The following is a 22,590-nucleotide window of genomic DNA, read 5'->3' as shown; positions in this document are numbered from 1 at the left end:
GGAAGCGCGGTGGCGGTCCCGGGACGAACCTCAATCGACGTCGATCGGCTCGGCATCGGCCCAGGGTTGCAGAAGAGCGCAACCAGCGGCACGAATGCCACCCGGACGGGTGCGCGGACGCACCCGCCCGTCACCCGACCGGGCGCACGGGTCACCCGGCCGGTGACCGCGCCCCGGAACCGACGGCCCTGATGAACCAGGGGGACGCCCGGCAGAAGCCGGGAATCCGCGGGGCGCCAGAGGCTTTGGCCCCTACCGCGGACGGCGAGACCGGACCAACAGACAGCAAGACCGAAGACGACCAGACCGGACCAACAGACAGCAAGACCGAAGACGACCAGACCGGACCAACAGACAGCAAGACCGAAGACGACCAGACCGGACCAACAGACAGCAAGACCGAAGGCGACCAGACCGGACCAACAGACAGCAAGACCGAAGACGACCAGACCGAGCGGGGAGGGTCAGTGATCGGCGCCGTTCCAGTCGCGGCCGGCACCGATGGAGACCTCCAGGGGCACCGACAGCGGGTAGGCGCCGCCCATCTCGCGGCGGACCAGTTCCTCCAGCGGCTCCTGCTCGCCGGGGGCGACCTCGAAGACCAGCTCGTCGTGGACCTGGAGGAGCATCCGGGAGGTGAGACCGGAATCCCGCAGCGCCTCGTCGACGTGCAGCATCGCGATCTTGATGATGTCGGCGGCGGAACCCTGGATCGGCGCGTTCAGCGCCATCCGCTCGGCCATCTCGCGGCGCTGGCGGTTGTCGCTGCTCAGGTCGGGCAGGTAGCGCCGGCGGCCGAGGATCGTCGCGGTGTAGCCGTCCTTGCCGGCGCGCTGCACCACGGCCTGCAGGTAGTCGCGGACCCCACCGAAGCGCTCGAAATACTCCGTCATCAGCGTGCGCGCCTCCTCGGTGGAGATGCTCAGCTGGTTGGACAGACCGAAGGCACTCAACCCGTACGCCAAGCCGTAGTTCATCGCCTTGATCTTGCGGCGCTGGTCGGGCGTGACCTCGTCGAGGCCGACGTGGAAGACCGACGACGCGGTGGCCGCATGGAAGTCGGCGCCCGAGTTGAAAGCGGCGATCAGCGCGTCGTCGCCGGACAGGTGCGCCATGATCCGCATCTCGATCTGGCTGTAGTCGGCGGTCATCAGCGTGCCGAAACCCGGGCCGACCACGAAGGCCCGCCGGATGCGGCGGCCCTCCTCGGTGCGGATCGGGATGTTCTGCAGGTTGGGGTCGGTCGACGAGAGCCGGCCGGTGGCGGCGACGGTCTGGTTGAACGTGGTGTGGATGCGCGTGTCGTCGGAGACCGACTTGAGCAGGCCGTCGACGGTCGACTTGAGCTTGGCGACGTCACGGTGGCGCAGCAGGTGTGCCAGCAGCGGGTCGGCGGTCTGCTCGAACAGGTTGGTCAGGGCGTCGGCGTCGGTGGTGTAACCCGACTTGATCTTCTTCGTCTTCGGCAGGTTGCGCTCGACGAAGAGGATCTCCTGCAGCTGCTTGGGCGAGCCCAGGTTGAACTCGCGGCCGACCACCTCGTGCGCGGCCTGCTGGGCGGATTTGACCTCGGCGGCGAAGTGCGACTCCAGCTCGGAGAGGTAGTCGGTGTCGGCGGCGATGCCCCGCCGCTCCATCTCGGCGAGGACCACCGAGAGCGGCTGCTCCACGTCGGCCAGCAGGCGCACCGACTCCCCGCCGTCACGGGACAGCTCGGCGATCAGGACGTCGGCCAGGTCGAGGGTGGCCCGGGCACGGAGCATCACGCCCTGCTCGGCGGAGTCGTCGGGGCCGGTGTCGTCGCCCTCGAACGTGAAGGCCAGCTGTGCCTCCGCTGGCTCCTCGACCTTCAGCTCGCGCTTGAGATAGCGCAGGGCCAGATCGTTGAGGTCGTAGGCCCGCTGGTCGGGCTTGGCCAGGTAGGCGGCGAGGGCGGTGTCGGTGGTGACGCCGGCGAGCCGCCAGCCGTGCGCGTGGAAGGCGAGCAGGGCCGGTTTGGCGTCGTGGATCACCTTGGGCCGGGACGGCTCGGCCAGCCACGCCGCCACGGCACGCTCGTCGTCCTCGTCGAGGCCGGTGGGGTCGAACCAGGCGGCCGGGCCGTCGGCGGTGGCCACGCCGATGCCGGTGAGCCGGCCGGTGCCGCGCCCGAACGTGCCGGTGACGGCCACGCCGACCGCGGCCGTCCCGGCGTGCTCCCGCAGCCAGGCGGCGACACCGCCGGAGCGCAGGACCTGCCCGGCCAGGTCGAAACCGGCCTCGGCCTCGGGCTCGACGGCGTCGAGGTAGGAGTAGAGACGCTCACGGAGGATCCGGAACTCCAGGGCGTCGAAGACCTGGTGCACGGCCTCCCGGTCCCACCCCTGCCAGCGCACGTCCTCCGGCCGCAGCGGCAGCTCCAGGTCGCGGATCAGCGCGTTGAGGTCGTAGTTGCGGATCACGTCGGCCAGGTGGGCGCGCAGGCTGTCGCCGACCTTGCCCTTGATCTTGTCGACGTTGGCGATGATCCCGTCGAGATCGCCATACTCCTTGATCCACTTGGCGGCGGTCTTGTCACCCACCCCGGGCACGCCGGTCAGGTTGTCACTCGCCTCACCGACCAGTGCCGCCTTCGCCCGGTAGAGCTCGGGCCGGACGAAATATTTCGTCTCGATCGCGTCCGGGGTCATCCGCCAGACCTCGGAGACGCCACGCACCGGGTAGATGATCGTGGTGTGCTCGCCGGCCAGCTGGAACGCGTCCCGGTCGCCGGTGGAGATCAGCACCTCCATCCCGGCGGCCCGCGCCTGGGTAGCCAGGGTGGCGATGATGTCGTCGGCCTCGTAACCGGCTTTCTCCAGCACCGGGATGCGCAGCGCCTCCAGCACCTCCTTGATCAGGCTGACCTGGCCCTGGAAGGGTTGCGGAGTCTCCGACCGGCCGGCCTTGTACTCCGCATACTTGTCGGTGCGGAAGGAGTGCCGGGAGACGTCGAACGCGACCGCGATGTGGGTCGGCTTCTCGTCGCGCAACATGTTGATGAGCATCGACGTGAAGCCGAAGACGGCGTTGGTCGGCTGCCCGGTGGCGGTGCTGAAGTTTTCCACCGGCAGCGCGAAATAGGCCCGGTAGGCCAGCGAGTGGCCGTCGAGCAGCAGCAGGCGGGGGGTCTCGGCTTCGTCGCTCACATCCCGGCACTCTAGTCGCCGGGTCTGACAATCCCCGGTACGCCGTCCGGGCCGCCGGTTCACCCGCTCAAACGTCAGACCGCTAGCGGAAAGTTACGGATAGGCAACTGTCCTGTTGCAACCGGAGCTTTGAGCTAGCCCCGAGGTCCACAGCTCATTAGGTTGCCACCATCAGCGTCATGGCAGTGGGGGCCACCCATGCACCCACCGCGCTGGACAAAGGAGAATTGATGATCCGCCGCAACTTCGCATGGCGCGGTGTCGCCGTGCTGGGTGCCGCTTGCCTTGCTCTGGGCGCGTGCTCGAACGACGGTGACACACCTGAGACCGGCTCCTCCTCGGCCCCCGCGGCCGCGGGTGGCGACGGCGTTTTCAAGGTCGGCACCCTGCTGCCGCAGACCGGTTCGCTCGCGTTCCTCGGCCCGCCGGAGTTCGCCGGTGTGGACCTCGCCGTCAAGGAGATCAACGCCGCGGGTGGTGTCCTGGGCAAGGACGCCGTGGTCAGCGACACCGACTCCGGCGACACCTCCACCGACATCGCCAGCCAGTCCGTGAACAAGCTGCTCGCCGAGAAGGTCGACGTCATCATCGGCGCGGCGTCCTCGTCGGTGTCTCTCTCCGTGATCGACAAGATCACCGGCGCGGGCGTGGTGCAGATCTCGCCGGCGAACACGTCCGACAAGTTCACCACGTACAACGACAAGGGCCTCTACTACCGGACCGCCCCGCCGGACACCCTGCAGGGCCGCGTCCTCGGTGACCTCGTCGTCGCCGACGGCAACGCGACCGTGGGCCTCCTGGTCCTCCAGGACGCGTACGGCACGGGCCTCGCCAAGAGCGTCCGCGCGGCCGTCGAGAGCGGTGGCGGCCAGGTCGTCGCCGAAGAGGTCTACGACCCGAAGGCGGCCGACTTCTCGGCCGAGATCGGCAAGATCAAGGAGGCCAACCCGGCCGCCATCGTGCTGATCGGCTTCGACGAGACCAAGAAGATCGTCCCCAAGCTGGTCGAGGTCGGCCTGACCGCGAAGGCCAAGAAGTGGTACTTCGTCGACGGCAACCTGTCGAACTACGGCAAGGAGTTCCCGAACGGGACCTTCGAGGGCGCCAAGGGCACCCTGCCGGGCGCGAAGACCTCTGACGACTTCCAGAAGAAGCTGCTCGAGGTCGACCCGGCGCTGAAGGACTACTCGTACTCGGCCGAGTCCTACGACGCGACCATCCTGGCCGCGCTGGCCGCTGAGGCCGCCAAGAGCGACGCTCCGGCGGACTACAGCAAGCAGCTCGCCGCGGTGAGCAAGGGTGGCGAGAAGTGCACCACCTACCAGGCCTGCAAGGACCTCCTGGCGGCCGGCAAGGACATCGACTACGACGGCGTCAGCGGTCCGGTCGAGTGGAACGACGCCGGTGACCCGGCCGAGGCCACCATCGGTATCTACCAGTACGGTGCCGACAACACCTACAAGAACGTCTCGTACCAGACCGGCAAGATCTGATCTGAGCCACTGGTGAGAAGCGAGGGCCCGGCCGTTTCGGCCGGGCCCTCGCCCCGTTGTGCCCCGGCCCGCGGCGCACGGAAAGGCCCCCGGCAGTCGCTGCCGGGGGCCTTTCCAGAAACCGATCAGGCCTTGCCCAGGGTCCCGAGGTAGAGCTCGATCACCTTGGGGTCGTGCATCAGGTCCCGGCCGGACGCGGTGTACGCGTTGCGGCCCTGGTCCAGCACATAGCCCCGGTCGCAGATCTGGAGGCACCGCCGCGCGTTCTGCTCCACCATGATCACGGTGACGCCGGTGTCGTTGATCTGCTTGGTCCGGAAGAACACCTCGTCCTGCATGGCCGGCGACAGACCCGCCGACGGCTCGTCGAGGAGGAGGACGCTCGGCTCCATCATCAGGGCCCGGCCCATCGCGACCATCTGCCGCTCACCACCGGAGAGCGCACCGGCCCGCTGCTTGCGCCGGGTGCCGAGGGTGGGGAACAGACCGACCACGAACTCGAAGCGCTCCTTGAAGCGCTTGGGCCGCAGGAACGTACCCATCTCGAGGTTTTCCTCGATGGTGAGCGTGCCGAACACGTTGTTGGTCTGCGGGACGAACCCGATCCCCTTGGCCACGAGCTTGTTGGCCTTGAGGTTGGTGATGTTCTCGCCCCGGAGCGTGACCGCGCCGGACCGGATCGTCACCAGACCGAAGAGGGACTTGAGCAGTGTCGACTTACCGGCACCGTTGGGGCCGATGATGCCGACCAGCTCGCCCTCCTTGGCGTACAGGTCGCAGTTGTTGAGGATGTTGACGCCCGGGAGGTAACCGGCGATCAGGTCGTCGGCACGGACCAGCGCGCCCTCGGCCGCGGCCACGTGGGCGGAGCGGTCCTGGATCTCGTTGTCGGAGCGGCTACTCATCAGACTTACCTCCCTCGGCCTCGGCAGCCACCTCGGCGGCCACCTCGGCGGAGTCGTGCGCGGTGCCGTCGTGGTGCGCGCCCAGGTAGGCGTCGATGACCCGCGGGTCGGCCATCACCGTGTCGGGCGTGCCCTCGGCGATCACCTGGCCCTGGCCCATCACGATCACCCAGTCGCTGATGTCGCGGACCATGTCCATGTCGTGCTCGACGAAGAGAACGGTCATGCCGTCCTCGCGCAGGCTCTTCACGTGACCGAGCAGCGACTGCGTCAGGGCCGGGTTCACGCCGGCCATCGGCTCGTCGAGCATCACCATGTCGGGCTGGACCATCAGGGCCCGGGCCATCTCGAGGAGCTTGCGCTGGCCGCCGGAGAGGCTGCCGGCGAAGTCCTCGCGCTTGGCGTCGAGCTTGAACCGGACGAGAAGCTCGTCGGCCCGCTCGGTGATCTCCTTCTCCTGGCCCTGCCAGAGGGCCGGGATGAGCCCCTGCCAGAAGGACTCGCCCTTCTGGCCGGTGGCGCCGAGCCGCATGTTGTCGATGACCGACAGCCGGGACAGCGCCTTGGTGAGCTGGAAGGTACGCACCATGCCCTTGCGGGCCACCTTGTGCGGCGGCACACCGGCGAGCGCGCCGCCGTTGAAGGTCCAGTTCCCCTCGTTCGGCTTGTCGAAGCCGGTGAGCAGGTTGAAGAACGTCGTCTTGCCGGCACCGTTGGGGCCGATCAGCGCGGTGATCGCGCCACGCTGGATCTCGATGTGGTCGACCTGCACGGCGGTGAGGCCACCGAAGCGCCGCACCACCTTGTCGGCGACCAGGATCGGGTCCTTCTTCTTGGCGCCCGGCTCGTGCGGGACGTCCTTGAGCGCTTCCCGCGCCTTGGCCACGCCGGGCGGGACATTGGTGTCAGCGGCCATCGAGCATGACCTCCTTCTTGTCACCGAAGATGCCCTGCGGACGGAAGATCAGCAGGAGCATGAGGCCCAGACCCACCAGGATGTACTGGACCGCGCCCGCCTGCGTCTTGGTCATCAGCCAGTCCGGGATGTACCCGGCGTCGATGGCGGACGGCAGCAGGGCGTTGATGAAGGCCAGCAGGAACCAGAAGATCATCGAACCGACGACCGGACCGAAGACCCGCGCCGCGCCGCCGAGGATGACGATGGCGTACGCGTAGAAGGTGAACTCGGTGCCGAAGGTGTCCGGCTGCACCGCGGCGTTGCCCAGGGCGATGACGTAGCCACCGAGGGAGCCCAGGATGCCACCGAGGACGAGAGCCTGCATCTTGTACGACACGACGTTCTTACCGAGGCTGCGGACGGCGTCCTCGTCCTCGCGGATCGCCTTGATGACCCGGCCCCACGGGCTGCGCATCGCCAGGAACACGATGAGCACCGAGATCGCGATCAGCGCCCAGCCGACCGTCATGATCCACAGCTCACGCGCGCTGAAGCTGATCAGGTTGCCGATCTCCAGCGCCGAACTGTAGGGGTTCATGGCGTAGAAGTCGTCCGAGAAGGCCTGGAGGCCGTCGGAGCCACCGGTCCACTCGTTGAGCGACACCGAGCGGAACAGCAGGCGGACGATCTCAGCCGCGGCGATGGTCACGATGGCCAGGTAGTCGGCGCGCAGCCGCAGCGTCGGGATACCGAGCAGCAGTGCCAGGACGACCGCGCCGAGCAGGCCGACGCCGAGACCGATCCAGAAGGGCAGACCGAACGTGGCGACGCTCATGGCCAGGCCGTAGGCGGCGACGCCGAGGAACGCCGACTGACCGAAGTTCAGCAGGCCGGTGTAGCCGAAATGCACGTTCAGGCCGATCGCGGCCAGCGCGTACGCGATCATCTGAGCGTTGATCAGCGACTCGAGGGAGACGCCGGCAATGATTTCGAAGTTCATCGGACCTCCCTCAGCCGATCCGCTCGCGGCGGCCCAGGATGCCCTGCGGCCGGACGAGGATGATCACGATCAGCACCGCGAGGGCGCCGACATTCTTGAGCTCGGTCGGGATCCACAGGGTCGACAGCTGCGTGGCGAGACCGACGACGAGGCTGCCCAGCAGAGCACCGAAGGCCGTTCCGAGACCACCGAGGGTGACCGCGGCGAAGACCAGCAACAGGATCTGGAAGCCCATCTGGTAGCCGACACCCTGGAAGACACCCAGCATCACGCCGCTGAGCGCGGCGAGGGCGCCACCGATGGTCCACACCAGGCGGATGATCGAGTCGACGCTGATGCCGGAGGCCGCGGCGAGGGCCGGGTTGGTCGACACCGCGCGGGTCGCCTTGCCGAGCCGGGTCATGACCAGCGCGAGCGAGACGGCGATCAGGACGACGATCGCGATGCCGTCCATGATCAGGTTCTTCGGCGCGATCGAGATCGGGCCGACGGCGATACCGGGCTGGGCCACGTACTGCGCGTACTGCTGGGTGGATCCGCCGAAGAAGTAGAGGTAGGTGTAGCGGAGCACCAGCGCCAGGCCGATCGAGATGATCATCATGCCGATCAGGCCGGTACGGCGGTTGCGCAACCAGCCCCAGAACAGGCGGTCCTGGAAGTAACCGAAGGCACCACCGAGCACCACTGCGGCGAGTGCCGCGAGCTCCAGCGGAAGGCCGGCGGTGACGTTGAGGAAGAAACAGCCCACGGCGCCGAAGGTGATCAGCTCACCGTGCGCGAAGTTCGTCAGTCCCATGGTGCCGAAGATCAGCGACAGGCCGAGAGCGGCCAGTGCGATGATCAGACCGAAGTGAACACCGGTGTAGACCAGGTCGAGGACCCGGGCGAGCGACGTGTTGCTGTCGTCCTCGGGCTCCGCGGCGCCGGGGCCGGTCGCGGCCGCCGCGCCCAGCGGGAACAGCACGTTCCGTGCCGCGCCCTCGAACACCGTCAACGTCAGACTCGATCGGCCCGTGGTGACGACCACGCCCTGCGGCAGCGTCGCGGTGTCGAGATCGACCTTGTAGGTGCCGGCCGCCTTCAGTGCGACCACCCACTTGCCGTCCGCACCCGACTTAGCCTCACCGGCCGATGTGCCGCCCTCGTCCGACACCTTGATCACCACGTTGGCCACTGGCTGACCCGCGTTGATCAAAGTGCCCTGCAACGCCTCACCCTCAGCTAAGGCGCTTGTGGCGCCGAAACCCAGGGAAGTGAACAGGAAACCGAGAACGGCCGTGAAGATGATCACGGCTCTACGCAACGATGCTCCTTGTGTTTAGCAGCAGAAATCCCCGCCAGATGTATCGCGGAAGGACTGGCGGATCATAGCCTGCCAAGCAGCTGAGCAGCCGGTCGTAACAAAGCCGTTACGGAGCCTCAACCTTTCGTCAAGAGCCAATACGAAACCGGTGGCACGTGACATGTACCACCGGCTCGTTGCTGCGGGACCAACCGGACTAACCGGCAGGAGTCCCCCCGGTCGACTCCTGCAGGATGCGGTCGGCAACCTCACGCATGGTCATCCTGTTGTCCATCGCGGCACGCTGGATCCACTTGAAGGCCTGCGGCTCGGTCATCGAGTACTTCGTCATCAGCTCGCCCTTGGCGCGCTCCACCGACTTGCGCGTCTCGAGACGCTCGGTCAGGCCGGCGACCTCGGACTCCAGCACGGAGATCTCCGAGTACCGGGAGAGGGCGATCTCGATCGCCGGCACCAGATCGGATTTCTGGAAGGGCTTCACCAGGTAGGCCATGGCCCCCGCCGCGCGAGCCCGCTCGACCAGGTCACGCTGGCTGAACGCGGTCAGGATGACGACCGGGGCGATCCGGCCGCCGGCGATCCGCTCGGCCGCCGCCAGACCATCCATGATCGGCATCTTGATGTCCAGGATCACCAGGTCGGGCTTGAGGTCCTCGGCCAGGCGCACGGCGGTCTCGCCGTCACCGGCCTCACCGACGACGTCGTAACCCTCCTCCACGAGCATCTCGGCCAGGTCCAGCCGGATCAGGGCCTCGTCCTCGGCGATGAGCACCCGCTTGCGCTCCGCACCACCCTGCGTGTCGGCCACGGAAACCCCTACCCCCAGAACGTCGATGTCGCGACACCCCGGTATGTGGGTGTCGCCGCCCTAAGCCTAGTAGGTAGGCTGTCGGAGTCTCATCCTGGCGTGACCAACTCACGCCGTGCTGAGGCTTGCTCACGCCGTACTTTGGCTTACAGCCTTGTTACGGCGCCGCCCCTGTATTCCAACCGGCAGAGAAGATGGTCTCAAACACCATACAGTGTGGGTTCGAATCCCACCGGGGGCACAAATATCGCCGGGCCGTCGGAGAGCACGTTCACCTCCTCTGACGTCCGCCTATGCGGCGCGGCCAGGGCCCGGGGACGCCTTTGATCCGCCGGTCTGGAAAATCATTTCCCCGGGTGTCCGGCCGCGACAATTATCGGACAATCAATCACACACCGATGACCGTTGCGTTACGGGCCGAAAAGGCGACGGTAAAGCGAGCAATCTACGCGAACCGCGGGCCCGGGGCTGCCCAGGATGCTGTCATGGCATGGACAGCATCATCGGGAGGCCTCATGTTGTGGTCCGGTTCTTCGCCCTCGACCGTCAAGCGCGGGAGCATGTGGGGCTTCCTGATGTTCACCGGCGCGGCCTGGCTGGCGATCTCCTGGTCGGTGCTGCGCCTGGAACCCATCGACATCCCCGCGGTGGCCGGGCCGATCGTGCTGTTCGGTGCGGTCGGCGAGATGCTGCGCGCTCTCGCCGGGACCCGGATGTGGTGGCTCAACGCGTGCCTGCTGGTGCTCTTCGCGGCGACCGGCGGCCTGCTGATGTGGGACAACCAGGACTCGACCTACACCACTCCGGCCGCACTGATCGGGTGGTACCTGATGGTGCGCGGGGCCGTCGACATCGCGGTCGGGATCATGACCAGGGGCGCCGACCGCACCTGGAGCCTGCTCGTCACCGTCGGCGTGCTCCAGACCGGGCTGGGATTCTTCTCGTCGAGCTCGTTCGCGCGTACCGGGCCGATGGTGATCGTGGTCCTCGGCGCGCTGAGCGCCCTGCGCGCGGTCGCCGACCTGGTGACCGCGCTGCGCCTGCGGGAGATCGCCGGCCCGCGCAAGGACGTGCTGGAACTGCCTCCCGAGCGGGCCGCCGGGGTGAGCGGCTACGCGGCCGGGATCACCGATTTCGAGGGTGCGCCGGCCCGCTCGCGGGCGCGGCACCGGGCCCGCCCCGGGCCCTCGTCCGAGACCGCGGCGGCGCCGGCCGCCGAGAGCTTCCACGACCGGGTGGTCCGGACCACCGCCGACCTCGACGCGATGCTCGCCCAGGCCGGGATCACCGGGCCGCGGGCCGGCGCGGTCGTCGAGTCCCCGAAGGACATCCCCGCGATCCCGGACACGCCCGAGGGTGTGGAGGGCGAAGTCGAGCGGCCCGGCCGGTGAGGCCTGTCCCCCGGTCCCGCCGGTGGTGGATCTGATGTCGGCCGGTCGCCAGGCCGGGATCCCCACCGGCGGGGTCCCTATCGGCGGGGTCAGCCGCCGATCCGGCGCAGCAGGCCCTCCTGGACGGCGCTCGCGATGTGCCGGCCCTCCCGCGTGAACATGCGGCCGCCGGCGAGACCACGGGCCCCGCTCGCGGACGGGCTGGAGCTGTCGTAGAGGAACCACTCGTCGGCACGGAACGGCCGGTGGAACCAGAGAGCGTGATCGAGGCTCGCGCCGATGACACCGCCGGGACCCCAGACCTCGCCGTGGGTGGAGAGCACCGCGTCGAGCAGCGACATGTCCGAGGCGTAGGTCAGCGCGCAGGCGTGGATCAGCGGGTCGTCGGGCAGCTTGCCGTCCAGCCGCATCCACACCCGCTGGAGCGGCTCGGCGTCACGGTCACCGGGCGGGACCCAGCCGGGGACACCCACGTAACGGACGTCCACCGAGCGGGGCGAGGCCTTGAACATGGCCATCCGCTCCGGGTAACGATCGGCCCAGTGCAGGATCGTCGGCACGTCCTCCGGCTCGGGCACACCGACCGGGGCCGGCTCCTGATGGTCCAGCCCCTCCTCGGGGACCTGGAACGACGCCGACATGAAGAAGATCGTCCTGCCGTGCTGCCTGGCCGTCGACCGGCGCACCGAGAACGAGCGCCCGTCACGGATCTGCTCGACGTGGAACGTGATCGGCACGGTCGGGTCGCCCGGGCGCACGAAATAGCCGTGCAGCGAGTGCACGTGGCGGGACGGGTCGACAGTGCGGCCGGCGGCGACCAGCGCCTGCCCGGCGACCTGGCCGCCGAACACACGCTGAGCGCCGGTCTGCGGGCTCTCGCCCTGGAAGGTGGCCGCGTCGACCTGCTTCAGATCGAGAAGCTCGAGAAGCTGGTCGACGGCGGCCTGACCCTGGAGCAACGTCACGCTGTCACCTTACGGCCGACGGCGTGACGCGCTGCCGTTCACGTGCAGGAGGTCACACCGTCGCCGGGTCGACGAGCGTCCCGAGCTGGTGCACCCGCAGGGTGTTGGTGGAGCCCGGCGCGTTCGGCGGGGAGCCGGCCACGACGACCACGTAGTCGCCGGGCTTGGCCAGACCGAGACCCAGCATCTTCGCGTCGACCTGCCGGAACATGTCGTCGGTGTGCTCGACGAAGTCGGTCAGGAAGGTCTCCACACCCCAGCTCAGAGCGAGGGTGTTGCGCACCTCGGCGACCGGGGTGAACGCGTAGAGCGGCAGGTCGCAGTGCAGCCGGGCGAGGCGCCGGACGGTGTCGCCGGTCTGCGAGAACGCCACCAGCGCCTTGGCACCGATGTTGCGGGCGATCTGCGAGGCCGCGACGGTCAGCGCGCCGCCGTGGGTGCGCGGGTCGTGCTGCAGGCGCGGAACGCCCATGCCGCCGGCCTCGGTCGTCGAGACGATCTTGGCCATGGTGCTGACGGTGAGCACCGGGTACTTACCGACCGAGGTCTCGCCGGACAGCATCACCGCGTCGGCGCCGTCGAGCACCGCGTTGGCGACGTCGGAGGCCTCGGCGCGGGTGGGCCGCGAGTTCTCGATCATCGAGTCGAGCATCTGGGTCGCCACGATGACCGGCTTCGCATTCTCCCGGCACAGCTGGACGGCACGCTTCTGCACCAGCGGCACCTGGTCGAGCGGCAGCTCGACGCCGAGGTCGCCACGGGCCACCATGACGCCGTCGAAGGCCAGCACGATCGCCTCGAGGTGGTCGACCGCCTCCGGCTTCTCCACCTTGGCGATGACCGGGACCCGGCGGCCCTCCTCGTCCATGATCTTGTGAACGAGGTCGATGTCCTCCGGGTTGCGGACGAACGACAGCGCGACCAGGTCGACGCCGAGACCCAGGGCGAACCGCAGGTCCTCCTCGTCCTTGTCGCTCAGCGCCGGGACGCTGACCGCGACATTGGGCAGCGAGACGCCCTTGTTGTTGCTGACCGGGCCACCCTCGGTGACCAGGCAGTGGATGTCCTCGCCCTCGACCTCGGTCACCTCGATCGCGACCTTGCCGTCGTCGATCAGGAGGCGGTCACCGACCTTGACCTCGTGCGGGAGCTTCTTGTAGGTGCAGGAGACGCGGTCCTTGGTGCCGAGGATCTCGTCGCTGGTGATGACGACGCGGTCACCGGTCTCCCAGCGGTGCGGGCCGTCGGCGAACTTGCCGAGCCGGATCTTCGGACCCTGGAGGTCGGCCAGGATGGCGACCGGACGGTCGGCCTGCTCGGCGGCCGCGCGGACCAGCTCGTACATCTCCCGGTGGTTCTCCCGGGTGTCGTGGCTGAAGTTCATCCGGGCCACGTTCATGCCCGCCTCCACCAGTCCGAGCATGCGCTCGGGTGACTTGGTGGCGGGCCCCATCGTGCAGACGATCTTTACGCGGCGTGTCACGGCCATCAGGCTAGTCCTTCTCCTGGGGCGGCGCGGCGGCCGACCCCGGTCATCGGCATGAACTGCGGGTGTCGACGGCGAGGTCAACCCGCGAGGTGTGGCGGGTGCGCTGCGTCGTCCGCGGGCTTCAGCGACCGCCGGTTCAGCCTAGCGGTCCGCTCACGGCGACCGACGGCACATGCCCCAACCCCTTGATGGAGTACGGCCCACAACCGGCCCGGCCAGCGCAAAAGGCATCCATTTGATCGATGTATACCGATGAGATACCTCCGCCCGACGGTCCGCACGCATCCACCGGCCCGCCCGATCGGCCACCGCGTCGGCCCCGCGGGGCCGTCAGCGCCACCCCACGACCCCGCGACACATCGACAAGCGCCATTGTCAAGACCTGCCGCTCGCCCATTAACGCCCGTTTTGGTGACGGCCGCCGGAAAAGCACCGGGCCCGCCACCGAAAGGTGACGGGCCCGGACCGTGGAAAGGGGATCAGACGGACAGCGGCTGCGAGTCCGAACGGACCGGGGCCGGCAGTTCGCCCGCCGCACCCAGGTACTGGTGGATGGCGGCCGCGGCGGCCCGCCCCTCGGCGATCGCCCACACGATCAGGGACGCGCCCTTGTGCATGTCGCCCGCGACGAAGACACCCTCGGCGCCGGTCTGCCAGCCCTGGTCGGCGTCGAGGACGTTGCGCCGGTTACGGGTCAGGCCGAACTGCTGGAGGAGGGGCTGGTCCTCCGTACCCTCGAACCCGATCGCGAGAAGGACCAGATCGGCGCGCAACTCGCGCTCGGAACCGGGAGTGACGCTGACCGTGCGCACGCCGTCGATCCGCTGGACCTGCACGTCGGCGATGCGGATGGCGACCAGGTCGCCGTTCTCGTCGCCGACGAACTCCTGCACGGCCACGCCGAAGACGCGGTCGCCACCCTCCTCGTGCGCGGCGTAGTTGCGCAGGATCAGCGGCCACGTCGGCCACGGGTCCTTGACGCCGGTACGCAGCTCGGGCGGCAGAGGGTACTGGTCGAGCTGGGTGATCGACGCCGCGCCCTGCCGGTGGGCGACGCCCAGGCAGTCGGCGCCGGTGTCGCCGCCACCGATGATGATGACGTGCTTGCCCTTCGCGTCGATCGGCGTCGTCTCCTGCAGACCGGCGACGATCCGGTTGGCCGGGACCAGGTGCTCCATGGCCAGGTGCACGCCGTTGAGGTGACGGCCCGGCGTCTCCGCGGTGTCCCGGCCGGCGAGCGCGCCCGCCGCCAGCAACACCGCGTCGTACCGGTCGCGCAGGTCGTCGGCGGTGATGTCGGTGCCCACGTCGACGCCGGTCTGGAACTCCACGCCCTCGGCCGACATCTGCGCGAGCCGCGCGTCGATGACGTGCTTCTCGATCTTGAAGTCGGGGATGCCATAACGCAGCAGGCCACCGATCCGGTCGTCACGCTCGTAGACGGTGACGGCGTGACCGGCCCGCGCCAGCTGCTGGGCGGCGGCCAGGCCGGCCGGGCCGGACCCGACGATCGCGACCGACCGGCCGGAGGACGCCGGCGCCGGCTGCGGCTTGAGGCCGACGCCGAACGCGTAGTTGGCGATCTCCACCTCGACCTGCTTGATCGTCACCGGGTCGTCGGCGATGCCGAGCACACAGGCGGCCTCGCACGGCGCCGGGCAGAGCCGGCCGGTGAACTCGGGGAAGTTGTTGGTGGCGTGCAGCGAGTCCGACGCCGCGGCCCACCCCCCGGTCCGGACCAGGTCGTTCCAGTCCGGGATGCGGTTGCCCAGCGGGCAGCCGTCGTGACAGAACGGGATGCCACAGTCCATGCAGCGGGTCGCCTGGTCACGGATGAGCGCCTCACCCGCGGGCGGGTAGACCTCCTTGTAGTCCAGGATCCGCACCGGCACCGGCCGGCGCTTCGGGAGCTGCCGCTCGTAGCGGAGGAAACCGTTAGGGTCAGGCACTGGTGACTCCCATGACCGCCTCGTCGACGTTGCGACCGGCAGCCTCGGCGGTCCTGATCAGTTCCATGACGCGCTTGTAGTCGCGCGGCACCACGGCGGTGAACCGTTCCACCGCCGCGCTCCAGTCCTTGAGCAGCTTGCCCGCGACACCCGAGTCGGTCTCCGCGTGGTGCTTCTCCACGAGCGAGCGCAGCTGGTCGCGCTCGTCGTCGGTGAGCGGGCCGAGGTCGACCAGCTCCGGGTTGACCTGCGACTGGACGAGGTCGAGCACGAACGCCTTGCCACCGCTCATGCCGGCCGCGAAGTTGCGCCCGGTCGGGCCGAGCACCACCACGGTGCCGCCGGTCATGTACTCGCAGCCGTGGTCGCCCACGCCCTCGACGACCGCCACACCACCGGAGTTGCGCACCGCGAACCGCTCGCCGACCTTGCCGCGCAGGAAGATCTCACCGCCGGTCGCGCCGTACAGGATGGTGTTGCCGGCGATGGTGTTGTCCTCCGCCGTGAACGGCACGTCCTCGGCCGGGCGCACGATCAGCCGGCCGCCGGACAGACCCTTGCCGACGTAGTCGTTGGAGTCGCCGATCAGCCGCAGCGTGACACCGCGCGGGAGGAAGGCGCCGAACGAGTTGCCACCGGTGCCCCGCAGGGTGAACGAGATGGTGTCGTCGGGCAGACCGTTGCCGCCGAACCGCCGGCTGACCTCGCCGCCCAGCATCGCGCCGACGCTGCGCTGGTCGTTGGTGGCGACCAACTCGGCGTGCACCGGCAGGCCGTCGCTCAGGGCCGGCTGGGCCAGCTCGATCAGCTCGTTGTCCAGCGCCTTGTCCAGACCGTGGTCCTGGGCGACGACACCGCGACGGGCCGCGCCCTCGGGCAGCTCGGGCACGTAGAGCACCGGCGACAGGTCGAGCCCCTTGGCCTTCCAGTGGTCGACGGCCTCGACCACGTTGAGGATCTCGGCGCGGCCGATCGCCTCGTCGATGCTGCGGAAGCCCAGCTCGGCGAGGATCTCGCGAACCTCCTCGGCCAGGAAGAGGAAGAAGTTCTCGACGAACTCGGGCTTGCCGGTGAAGCGCTCGCGGAGCACCGGGTTCTGCGTGGCGATGCCGACCGGACAGGTGTCCAGGTGGCAGACCCGCATCATGATGCAGCCGGAGACGATCAGCGGCGCGGTCGCGAAACCGAACTCCTCGGCGCCCAGCAGAGCGGCCACGACCACGTCACGGCCGGTCTTGAGCTGACCGTCGACCTGCACGGTGACCCGGTCCCGCAGCTTGTTGAGCAGCAGCGTCTGCTGCGCCTCGGCCAGGCCCAGCTCCCACGGGGTGCCGGCGTGCTTCAGCGAGTTCAGCGGGGACGCGCCGGTGCCGCCGTCGTGGCCGGAGATCAGGATGACGTCGGCCTTGAGCTTGGCGACACCCGCCGCGACCGTGCCCACGCCGATCTCACTGACCAGCTTGACGTGCACCCGCGACTGCGGGTTGACCATCTTGAGGTCGTGGACCAGCTGGGCCAGGTCCTCGATGGAGTAGATGTCGTGGTGCGGCGGCGGCGAGATCAGGCCGACGCCCGGGGTGGCGTGCCGGGTCTTGGCGATCCACGGCCACACCTTGTTGCCGGGCAGCTGACCACCCTCGCCCGGCTTCGCACCCTGCGCCATCTTGATCTGCAGGTCGTCCGCGTTGACCAGGTATTCGCTCGTCACGCCGAACCGGCCGGAGGCGATCTGCTTGATCGCGGAACGGCGCTCCGGGTCGTAGAGCCGCTCGACGTCCTCGCCGCCCTCACCGGTGTTCGACTTCGCGCCGAGCCGGTTCATCGCGATGGCCAGCGTCTCGTGCGACTCGGCGGAGATCGAGCCGTAGCTCATCGCGCCGGTGGAGAACCGCTTGACGATCGCGCTGACCGGCTCGACCTCGTCGATCGAGATCGGCTCCCGGTCGGAGTCGAACCGGAACAGGCCCCGCAGGTGGCCGGCCTGGGCCGACAGCTCGTTGACCTTGTCGGTGTAGCGGCGGAACACGTCGTACTGCTTGCTGCGGGTGGCGTGCTGGAGCAGGAAGACCGTCTCCGGGTTGAACAGGTGCAGCTCACCCTCGCGGCGCCACTGGTACTCACCGCCGACCTCGAGGCGGCGGTGCGCGCGCTCCGCCTTGTTCGCCGGGTACGCCTTCTCGTGCCGCGCCTTGATCTCGGCGTGGATCTCGGCGAGACCGACGCCGCCGATCCGGCCGGACGTGCCGGCGAAGTAGCGCTGGAGCAGCTTGTTGTCCAGGCCGACGGCCTCGAAGACCTGCGCGCCGCAGTACGACGAGACGGTCGAGATGCCCATCTTGGACATGATCTTCAGGACGCCCTTGCCGAGCGCCTTCACGTAGTTGCGGACCGCCTTGCGCGGCTCCACACCGACCAGGGCACCGGTCGCGATCAGGTCGTCGACGCTCTCGAAGGCCAGGTACGGGTTGACGGCCGCCGCGCCGAAGCCGATCAGGGTCGCGGCGTGGTGCACCTCGCGGCAGTCACCGGACTCGACGACCAGGGCCACCTGGGTCCGGGTCTGCTCGCGCACCAGGTGCTGGTGCACGGCCGCGGTGAGCAGGAGCGACGGGATCGGCGCCAGGTCCGCGTTGGAGTCGCGGTCGGAGAGCACGAGGATGCGCACACCGTCCTCGATGGCCTCCGACACGTGCCGGCAGATCTGGGTGAGCCGGGCCTTGATGCCGGCCGCGCCGTCGCGCAACGGGTACAGCCCGGAGACCCTGACCGCCTTGAAACCGGGCAGGTCACCGTCCTCGTCGATGGAGAGGATCTTGGCGAGCTCGTCGTTGTCGATCACCGGGAACGGCATGGCGATCTGCCGGCAGCTGGCCGGGCCGGGCTTGAGCAGGTTGCCCTCCGGCCCGATCGTCATGGAGAGGCTGGTGACCAGCTCCTCCCGGATGGCGTCCAGCGGCGGGTTGGTGACCTGCGCGAACAGCTGGTGGAAGTAGTCGAACATCAACCGCGGCCGGGTCGACAGCGGTGAGATCGGGGTGTCCGTGCCCATCGAGCCGAGCGGCTCCGCCCCACTGCGCGCCATCGGCGCCACCAGGATCTTCAGCTCCTCCTCGGAGTAGCCGAACACCTGCTGGCGGCGCAGCACCGAGTCGTGGGTGTAGATCACGTGCTCGCGGGCGGGCAGGTCGTTGAGCTCGATCAGACCGGCGTGCAGCCAGTCCGCGTACGGCTCGGCGGCGGCCAGCTCGGCCTTGATCTCGCCGTCGTGCACGATGCGGCCGGCCGCGGTGTCGACGAGGAACATCTTGCCGGGCTGGAGACGGCCCTTGGCCACCACGTCGGCCGGGTCGACATCGATGATGCCGGCCTCGGAACCGAGCGCTACCAGCCCGTCCTTCGTGTGCCACCAGCGACCCGGGCGCAGACCGTTCCGGTCGAGCACCGCACCGATGATCGTGCCGTCGGTGAACGCCACGGCGGCCGGGCCGTCCCACGGCTCCATCAGGCTCGCGTGGAACCGGTAGAAGGCGCGCCGCGCGGGCTCCATCTCCGGGTCGTTCTCCCAGGCCTCGGGGATCATCATGAGCACCGCGTGCGGCAGGCTGCGGCCGGCCAGGTGCAGCAGCTCGAGGACCTCGTCGAAGCTGGCGGAGTCGGACGCCTCCGGCGAGTTGATCGGGAAGAGGCGCTTGATGTTGCCCGGCAGGTTCGGCGTGGACAGCAGCGCCTCACGGGCGGCCATCCAGTTCTTGTTGCCGCGGATCGTGTTGATCTCACCGTTGTGAGCGATCAGCCGGTACGGGTGCGCCAGCGGCCACGACGGGAAGGTGTTGGTCGAGAACCGGGAGTGCACCAGGGCGATCGCACTGGTCACGCGCTCGTCGGACAGCTCCGGGAAGAACGCCGGCAGCTGCTCGGGCGTGAGCATGCCCTTGTACGTGATGGTCCGCGAGGACAGCGACGGGAAGTAGGCCGCGACGCCGCGCTGCGAGGTCTCGCGCTCGGCCTGCTTACGGATGCAGAACGCCACCCGGTCCAGCTCGAGACCGCTCAGCGCCTCACCGGCCGGACCCGCGGGCGAGTCGACGAGCCGGTGCGCGGACAGGAACACCTGGCGGATCGCGGGACGGGCGTCCTCCGCGGTCGCGCCCAGGTCGGACGGGTCGACCGGCACGTCACGCCAGCCGAGCACCTCGCCGCCCTCGACGAGCACGTACTTCTCGAACACCTTCGTCGCCCGGGCCGCATCGTCGAGGTCCGTGGGCAGGAACACGAGGCCGGTCGCGTACCGACCGGCGGGCGGCAGCTCGAAGCCGGCCTCGGCACGGTAGTACTCATCCGGGATCTGGATCATGATGCCGGCGCCGTCACCGGTGTTCTGCTCGGCGCCGCGCGCGCCCCGGTGGTCCAGCCGGATCAGCGCGGTCAGACCCTTGGCCACCACATCGTGGGAGCGACGACCGTGAATGTCGGCAATGAATGCCACACCGCAGGCGTCGCGCTCCGTCTGAGGGTCATAAAGCCCCTGGGGGTGCGGATATGCCACCGGGCCTCCTGTCGTCACTGGTGTTTCATTCTGAGGTCGGGACGACGTCGGCCCTGCAAAGTCTCTTGAGTCTACGTTAAGAGCCTCTGATCTCCGCCAGATGCGGATTGATCACACCTGGTGCGACCACACACCGATCTGCGGACGAACTGAATAGCACAGCCGGTGCGGGGACCGGTAGTCTCGCGCGATGGCGCCAGTGGATTCCGGCCTCTTCGACCGGCTCGAGCGGTTCTACGACGCTTTGCCCCGACCCTGGACGCGAGTCGAAGAGATCGGGTCTCTCGTTCTCTTCATCCGCGAGGGAGAGGGCTGGCCCTACTATGCCCGGCCGAGGCTGGGTTCGCACACCCCCTCCGCCGCCGACATCATCGACACCCGCGCCCGCCAGCGCGAACTCGGGCTGCCCGAGACCTTCGAGTGGGTGCACGAGACCACCCCCGACCTGCTGGCCGTCGCCCGGTCGGCGGGTCTCGACGTGCTCCTCGCCCCGCTGCTCGTGCTCGACCCGGCAGCCCTCGTCCCGGACCTGCCACTGCGGGAGGCGACCATCCGCTACCTCGATCCGGCCGCCGCCACGTTCCCCGCCGATCTCCGCGCGTCCCGGGCGGTGGGCCGTCTCGGATTCGCCGCGCCGGCCTACCAGGCACCGCTTGAGGTGGTGGAGAAAGGGCTGGTCATCGATGGGGCCGGGCCGGCCGAGCGGGACGCCGGCGGGCCACTGCCGGCCGAGGCCGTGCGACAGGCTCGGGAGATGTTCGACGGTGGCGACTTCCTCACCGCGGTCGCCGAGGCGCCGGGCGAGGGCATCGTCGCCACCGCGACCAGCCAGCGCAGCGGTGACGTCGCCGAGGTGGTCGGGGTGGCCACCCTGCCGTCGGCGCGACGCCGCGGTTACGCCTCGCAGCTCACCGCCACGATCGCCGGGCGACTGCTCAAGGACGGCGTCAACCTGGTGTTCCTCTCGGCGGGCGACGACGACGTCGCCCGGCTCTACACCCGCGTCGGCTTCCGGCGGGTGGGCACGGCCTGCATCGCGGAGCCCGCCGCGGCGCCGCTGTAGCGGCGTCAGCGATTCCTCACAGTTCCCACATGATGGTACGCGGTAAGCACCTGATTCCTCTTCAGTGCTTACCGCCACGCCGCACCCGGGGCTGTGAGCACGCCTCGCGCCCCGGCCCGATGATCTTTTCGAACGGGTGAACCGGACTGTGAGATCTTCCATCCTCACGGGTCCCGCAGTCTGAACACGCCCCCGGCCGGCTCCCACCGCTCATGAGACAGCGGTGACGACCGGCCGGGACCACCGCATCAGCCCGGCGGTCGCGCCTCGGCCTGGAGCGCCGCCTGCGTCGCGGGGGACGAACGGGACGGGAATGGTGCGGTTGTGTGCGGTTACGTGCGTACCAAGGGAATGGCGGCGGGGAATTCGCGCATCGCCGGAAGGAATGCGACAACCGGGACCGGATTTGCGTTTCCGGTGATTTTATTCCGGTGGGGTCCAGTCGGCCGACGGATCCAGTGAACGGGCCAGCAGTCGCGGCCGCATGTGATTGAGCGCCGCATCACGCGCGCGAAGAGCGAGCCGCCCGCGGGCCTGGACCACCGCGGACATCCGGCGGTTCTGCCGGACGACGGTGGTGGTGCGCGGACGGCGCAGACGGCTGTAGGACTCGACGGCCTCGGTCAGCGCGGCGCCCGGCTCGGTGCCGTCGACCAGTGACCGGAGCGTCGCCACGTCCTCGAAGGCCAGGCAGGCGCCCTGCCCCAGATGGTGCGGCATGGCGTGCGCGGCGTCACCGACCAGCACGACACCGCCCGGACCGGCCGGGAAACCGTAGGCGCGGGGCAGTGGGCGCAGCTCGCGGACACCCTGCGGAACCAGGTCGTCCGGCCGGGTGGCCGCCAGCAGCGCACCGACCGGCTCGTGCCAGCCGGCGAACCACCGGCGCAACAGGGCGAGCTGGGTCGCGGGCGCCTCCGGGCGCGGGGCGCCGGCGGCCGTGGCCACCCAGTAGACGCCACCCCGGCCGGCCGCATGGTCGCCGAGCGGGATCGCGACGAACCGGTAGCCGGCGCCGAGGGTCTCGCCGCCGACACAGCGGTCGCCGTCGAGCCGGGGCACCCGGAACCCGGGGATGACCGCCTGCCAGGCCGCGAAACCGGAACCGACGGCCACCGACTCGGGCGCCACCGCGGCACGGACCCGGCTGTCGATGCCGTCCGCACCGATCAGCAGGTCGGCCTCGATCGTGGTACGCCCGTCGCTGACCGCGGGCCGGGTACGCAGACCGGCCCGGATCGTCGTCGCGTCGAAACCGGTGCGGATCTCGACGTCACCGAGGCCCGCGACCAGCGCGTCGTACACATCCTCCAGATGCGCGGCCGACGGCGACGCGCCCGCCGAGGAACGGGCGCGCGGCGCGGCCAGCCACTGACCGTCCGGACGGCGGACGCCACCGTCCGGCAGGGGCGACGCGATCGCCGTCCAGCCGCCGTCCGGATGGAGGGACTGGAGCGCGCGCAGGCCGTTGGGCCAGAGCACCACCGCGGTCGGCGGTGCGGCGACCCGCTCGGCCCGTTCCAGGACGGTCACCCGCCAGCCGGAACGGGACAACGCGCCCGCGGCGGCCAGGCCGGCCATCCCCGCGCCCACCACCACGGCCGTACGCATGG

Annotated in this window: 14 protein-coding genes and 1 tRNA gene; 4 read left to right on the top strand and 11 right to left on the bottom strand. The window is 69.3% G+C overall.

Features of this window, described 5'->3' with window-relative positions:
• Positions 1-464: 464 nt before the first annotated feature.
• Positions 465-3,167, bottom strand: a complete 2,703-nt coding sequence (gene polA, locus ACFO0C_RS05055) for a DNA polymerase I (RefSeq protein WP_378065320.1) — start codon at positions 3,165-3,167, stop codon at positions 465-467.
• A 230-nt stretch (positions 3,168-3,397) separates the two neighbouring features.
• Here polA and ACFO0C_RS05050 point away from each other — a divergent pair, with 230 nt between their 5' ends.
• Positions 3,398-4,660 (top strand): ABC transporter substrate-binding protein, encoded by a 1,263-nt coding sequence (locus tag ACFO0C_RS05050; protein ID WP_378065319.1) that lies wholly within the window; start codon positions 3,398-3,400, stop codon positions 4,658-4,660.
• Between the two features lie 125 nt (positions 4,661-4,785).
• Here the strand turns inward: ACFO0C_RS05050 and ACFO0C_RS05045 are convergent, their stop codons facing one another.
• The 5 genes from ACFO0C_RS05045 to ACFO0C_RS05025 all read right to left on the bottom strand — a co-directional run bounded on the left by ACFO0C_RS05045 (position 4,786) and on the right by ACFO0C_RS05025 (position 9,574).
• A complete protein-coding gene (locus ACFO0C_RS05045; protein WP_378065318.1) occupies positions 4,786-5,565 on the bottom strand; it encodes an ABC transporter ATP-binding protein in 780 nt (259 codons plus the stop codon).
• Positions 5,558-6,481, bottom strand: a complete 924-nt coding sequence (locus tag ACFO0C_RS05040; protein ID WP_378065317.1) for an ABC transporter ATP-binding protein — start codon at positions 6,479-6,481, stop codon at positions 5,558-5,560. Before ACFO0C_RS05040 ends, ACFO0C_RS05045 begins: the two co-directional genes overlap by 8 nt.
• Positions 6,471-7,463: a branched-chain amino acid ABC transporter permease gene (locus ACFO0C_RS05035; RefSeq protein WP_378065316.1), complete on the bottom strand. Its 993-nt coding sequence runs from the start codon at positions 7,461-7,463 to the stop codon at positions 6,471-6,473. The genes ACFO0C_RS05040 and ACFO0C_RS05035 overlap by 11 nt, the downstream gene beginning before the upstream one ends.
• A gap of 10 nt (positions 7,464-7,473) precedes the next feature.
• Positions 7,474-8,766 (bottom strand): branched-chain amino acid ABC transporter permease, encoded by a 1,293-nt coding sequence (locus ACFO0C_RS05030; protein WP_378065315.1) that lies wholly within the window; start codon positions 8,764-8,766, stop codon positions 7,474-7,476.
• 196 nt (positions 8,767-8,962) lie between these two features.
• Positions 8,963-9,574, bottom strand: coding sequence for an ANTAR domain-containing response regulator (locus tag ACFO0C_RS05025; RefSeq protein WP_317787579.1), 612 nt, complete (start codon positions 9,572-9,574; stop codon positions 8,963-8,965).
• Positions 9,575-9,741: 167 nt separating this feature from the next.
• On the opposite strand from ACFO0C_RS05025, the gene ACFO0C_RS05020 reads away from it, so the two are divergent.
• Together ACFO0C_RS05020 and ACFO0C_RS05015 are read left to right on the top strand one after the other, a co-directional pair.
• Positions 9,742-9,815: transfer RNA gene (locus tag ACFO0C_RS05020), tRNA-Leu, on the top strand.
• A 274-nt stretch (positions 9,816-10,089) separates the two neighbouring features.
• Positions 10,090-10,965: a hypothetical protein gene (locus tag ACFO0C_RS05015; protein ID WP_378065314.1), complete on the top strand. Its 876-nt coding sequence runs from the start codon at positions 10,090-10,092 to the stop codon at positions 10,963-10,965.
• 89 nt (positions 10,966-11,054) lie between these two features.
• Here ACFO0C_RS05015 and ACFO0C_RS05010 read toward each other — a convergent pair whose 3' ends face one another.
• From ACFO0C_RS05010 to gltB, 4 genes are all read right to left on the bottom strand, one after another.
• On the bottom strand, positions 11,055-11,924 hold the full coding sequence (locus ACFO0C_RS05010) for an acyl-CoA thioesterase (RefSeq protein ID WP_378065560.1): 870 nt from the start codon (positions 11,922-11,924) through the stop codon (positions 11,055-11,057).
• A gap of 58 nt (positions 11,925-11,982) precedes the next feature.
• On the bottom strand, positions 11,983-13,419 hold the full coding sequence (pyk, locus tag ACFO0C_RS05005) for a pyruvate kinase (RefSeq protein WP_378065313.1): 1,437 nt from the start codon (positions 13,417-13,419) through the stop codon (positions 11,983-11,985).
• A gap of 479 nt (positions 13,420-13,898) precedes the next feature.
• Positions 13,899-15,368, bottom strand: coding sequence for a glutamate synthase subunit beta (locus ACFO0C_RS05000; RefSeq protein ID WP_378065312.1), 1,470 nt, complete (start codon positions 15,366-15,368; stop codon positions 13,899-13,901).
• The gene (gltB, locus tag ACFO0C_RS04995; RefSeq protein WP_378065311.1) at positions 15,361-19,932 is read right to left on the bottom strand and encodes a glutamate synthase large subunit; all 4,572 of its coding nucleotides are present in this window, start codon (positions 19,930-19,932) and stop codon (positions 15,361-15,363) included. Before gltB ends, ACFO0C_RS05000 begins: the two co-directional genes overlap by 8 nt.
• 172 nt (positions 19,933-20,104) lie before the next feature.
• Here gltB and ACFO0C_RS04990 point away from each other — a divergent pair, with 172 nt between their 5' ends.
• Positions 20,105-20,977 carry a GNAT family N-acetyltransferase gene (locus tag ACFO0C_RS04990; RefSeq protein ID WP_378065309.1) on the top strand — a complete coding sequence of 291 codons (873 nt, stop codon included), beginning with the start codon at positions 20,105-20,107 and terminating at the stop codon, positions 20,975-20,977.
• 423 nt (positions 20,978-21,400) lie between these two features.
• Here the strand turns inward: ACFO0C_RS04990 and ACFO0C_RS04985 are convergent, their stop codons facing one another.
• Complete coding sequence (locus tag ACFO0C_RS04985; protein WP_378065308.1) at positions 21,401-22,588, bottom strand: FAD-dependent oxidoreductase; 1,188 nt, start codon at positions 22,586-22,588, stop codon at positions 21,401-21,403.
• Positions 22,589-22,590 lie beyond the last annotated feature (2 nt).

Origin of the sequence: Actinoplanes subglobosus (genome assembly GCF_042650585.1) — a bacterium.
GTDB lineage: Bacteria > Actinomycetota > Actinomycetes > Mycobacteriales > Micromonosporaceae > Actinoplanes > Actinoplanes subglobosus.
This window is presented reverse-complemented; position numbering and strand designations above follow the sequence as displayed.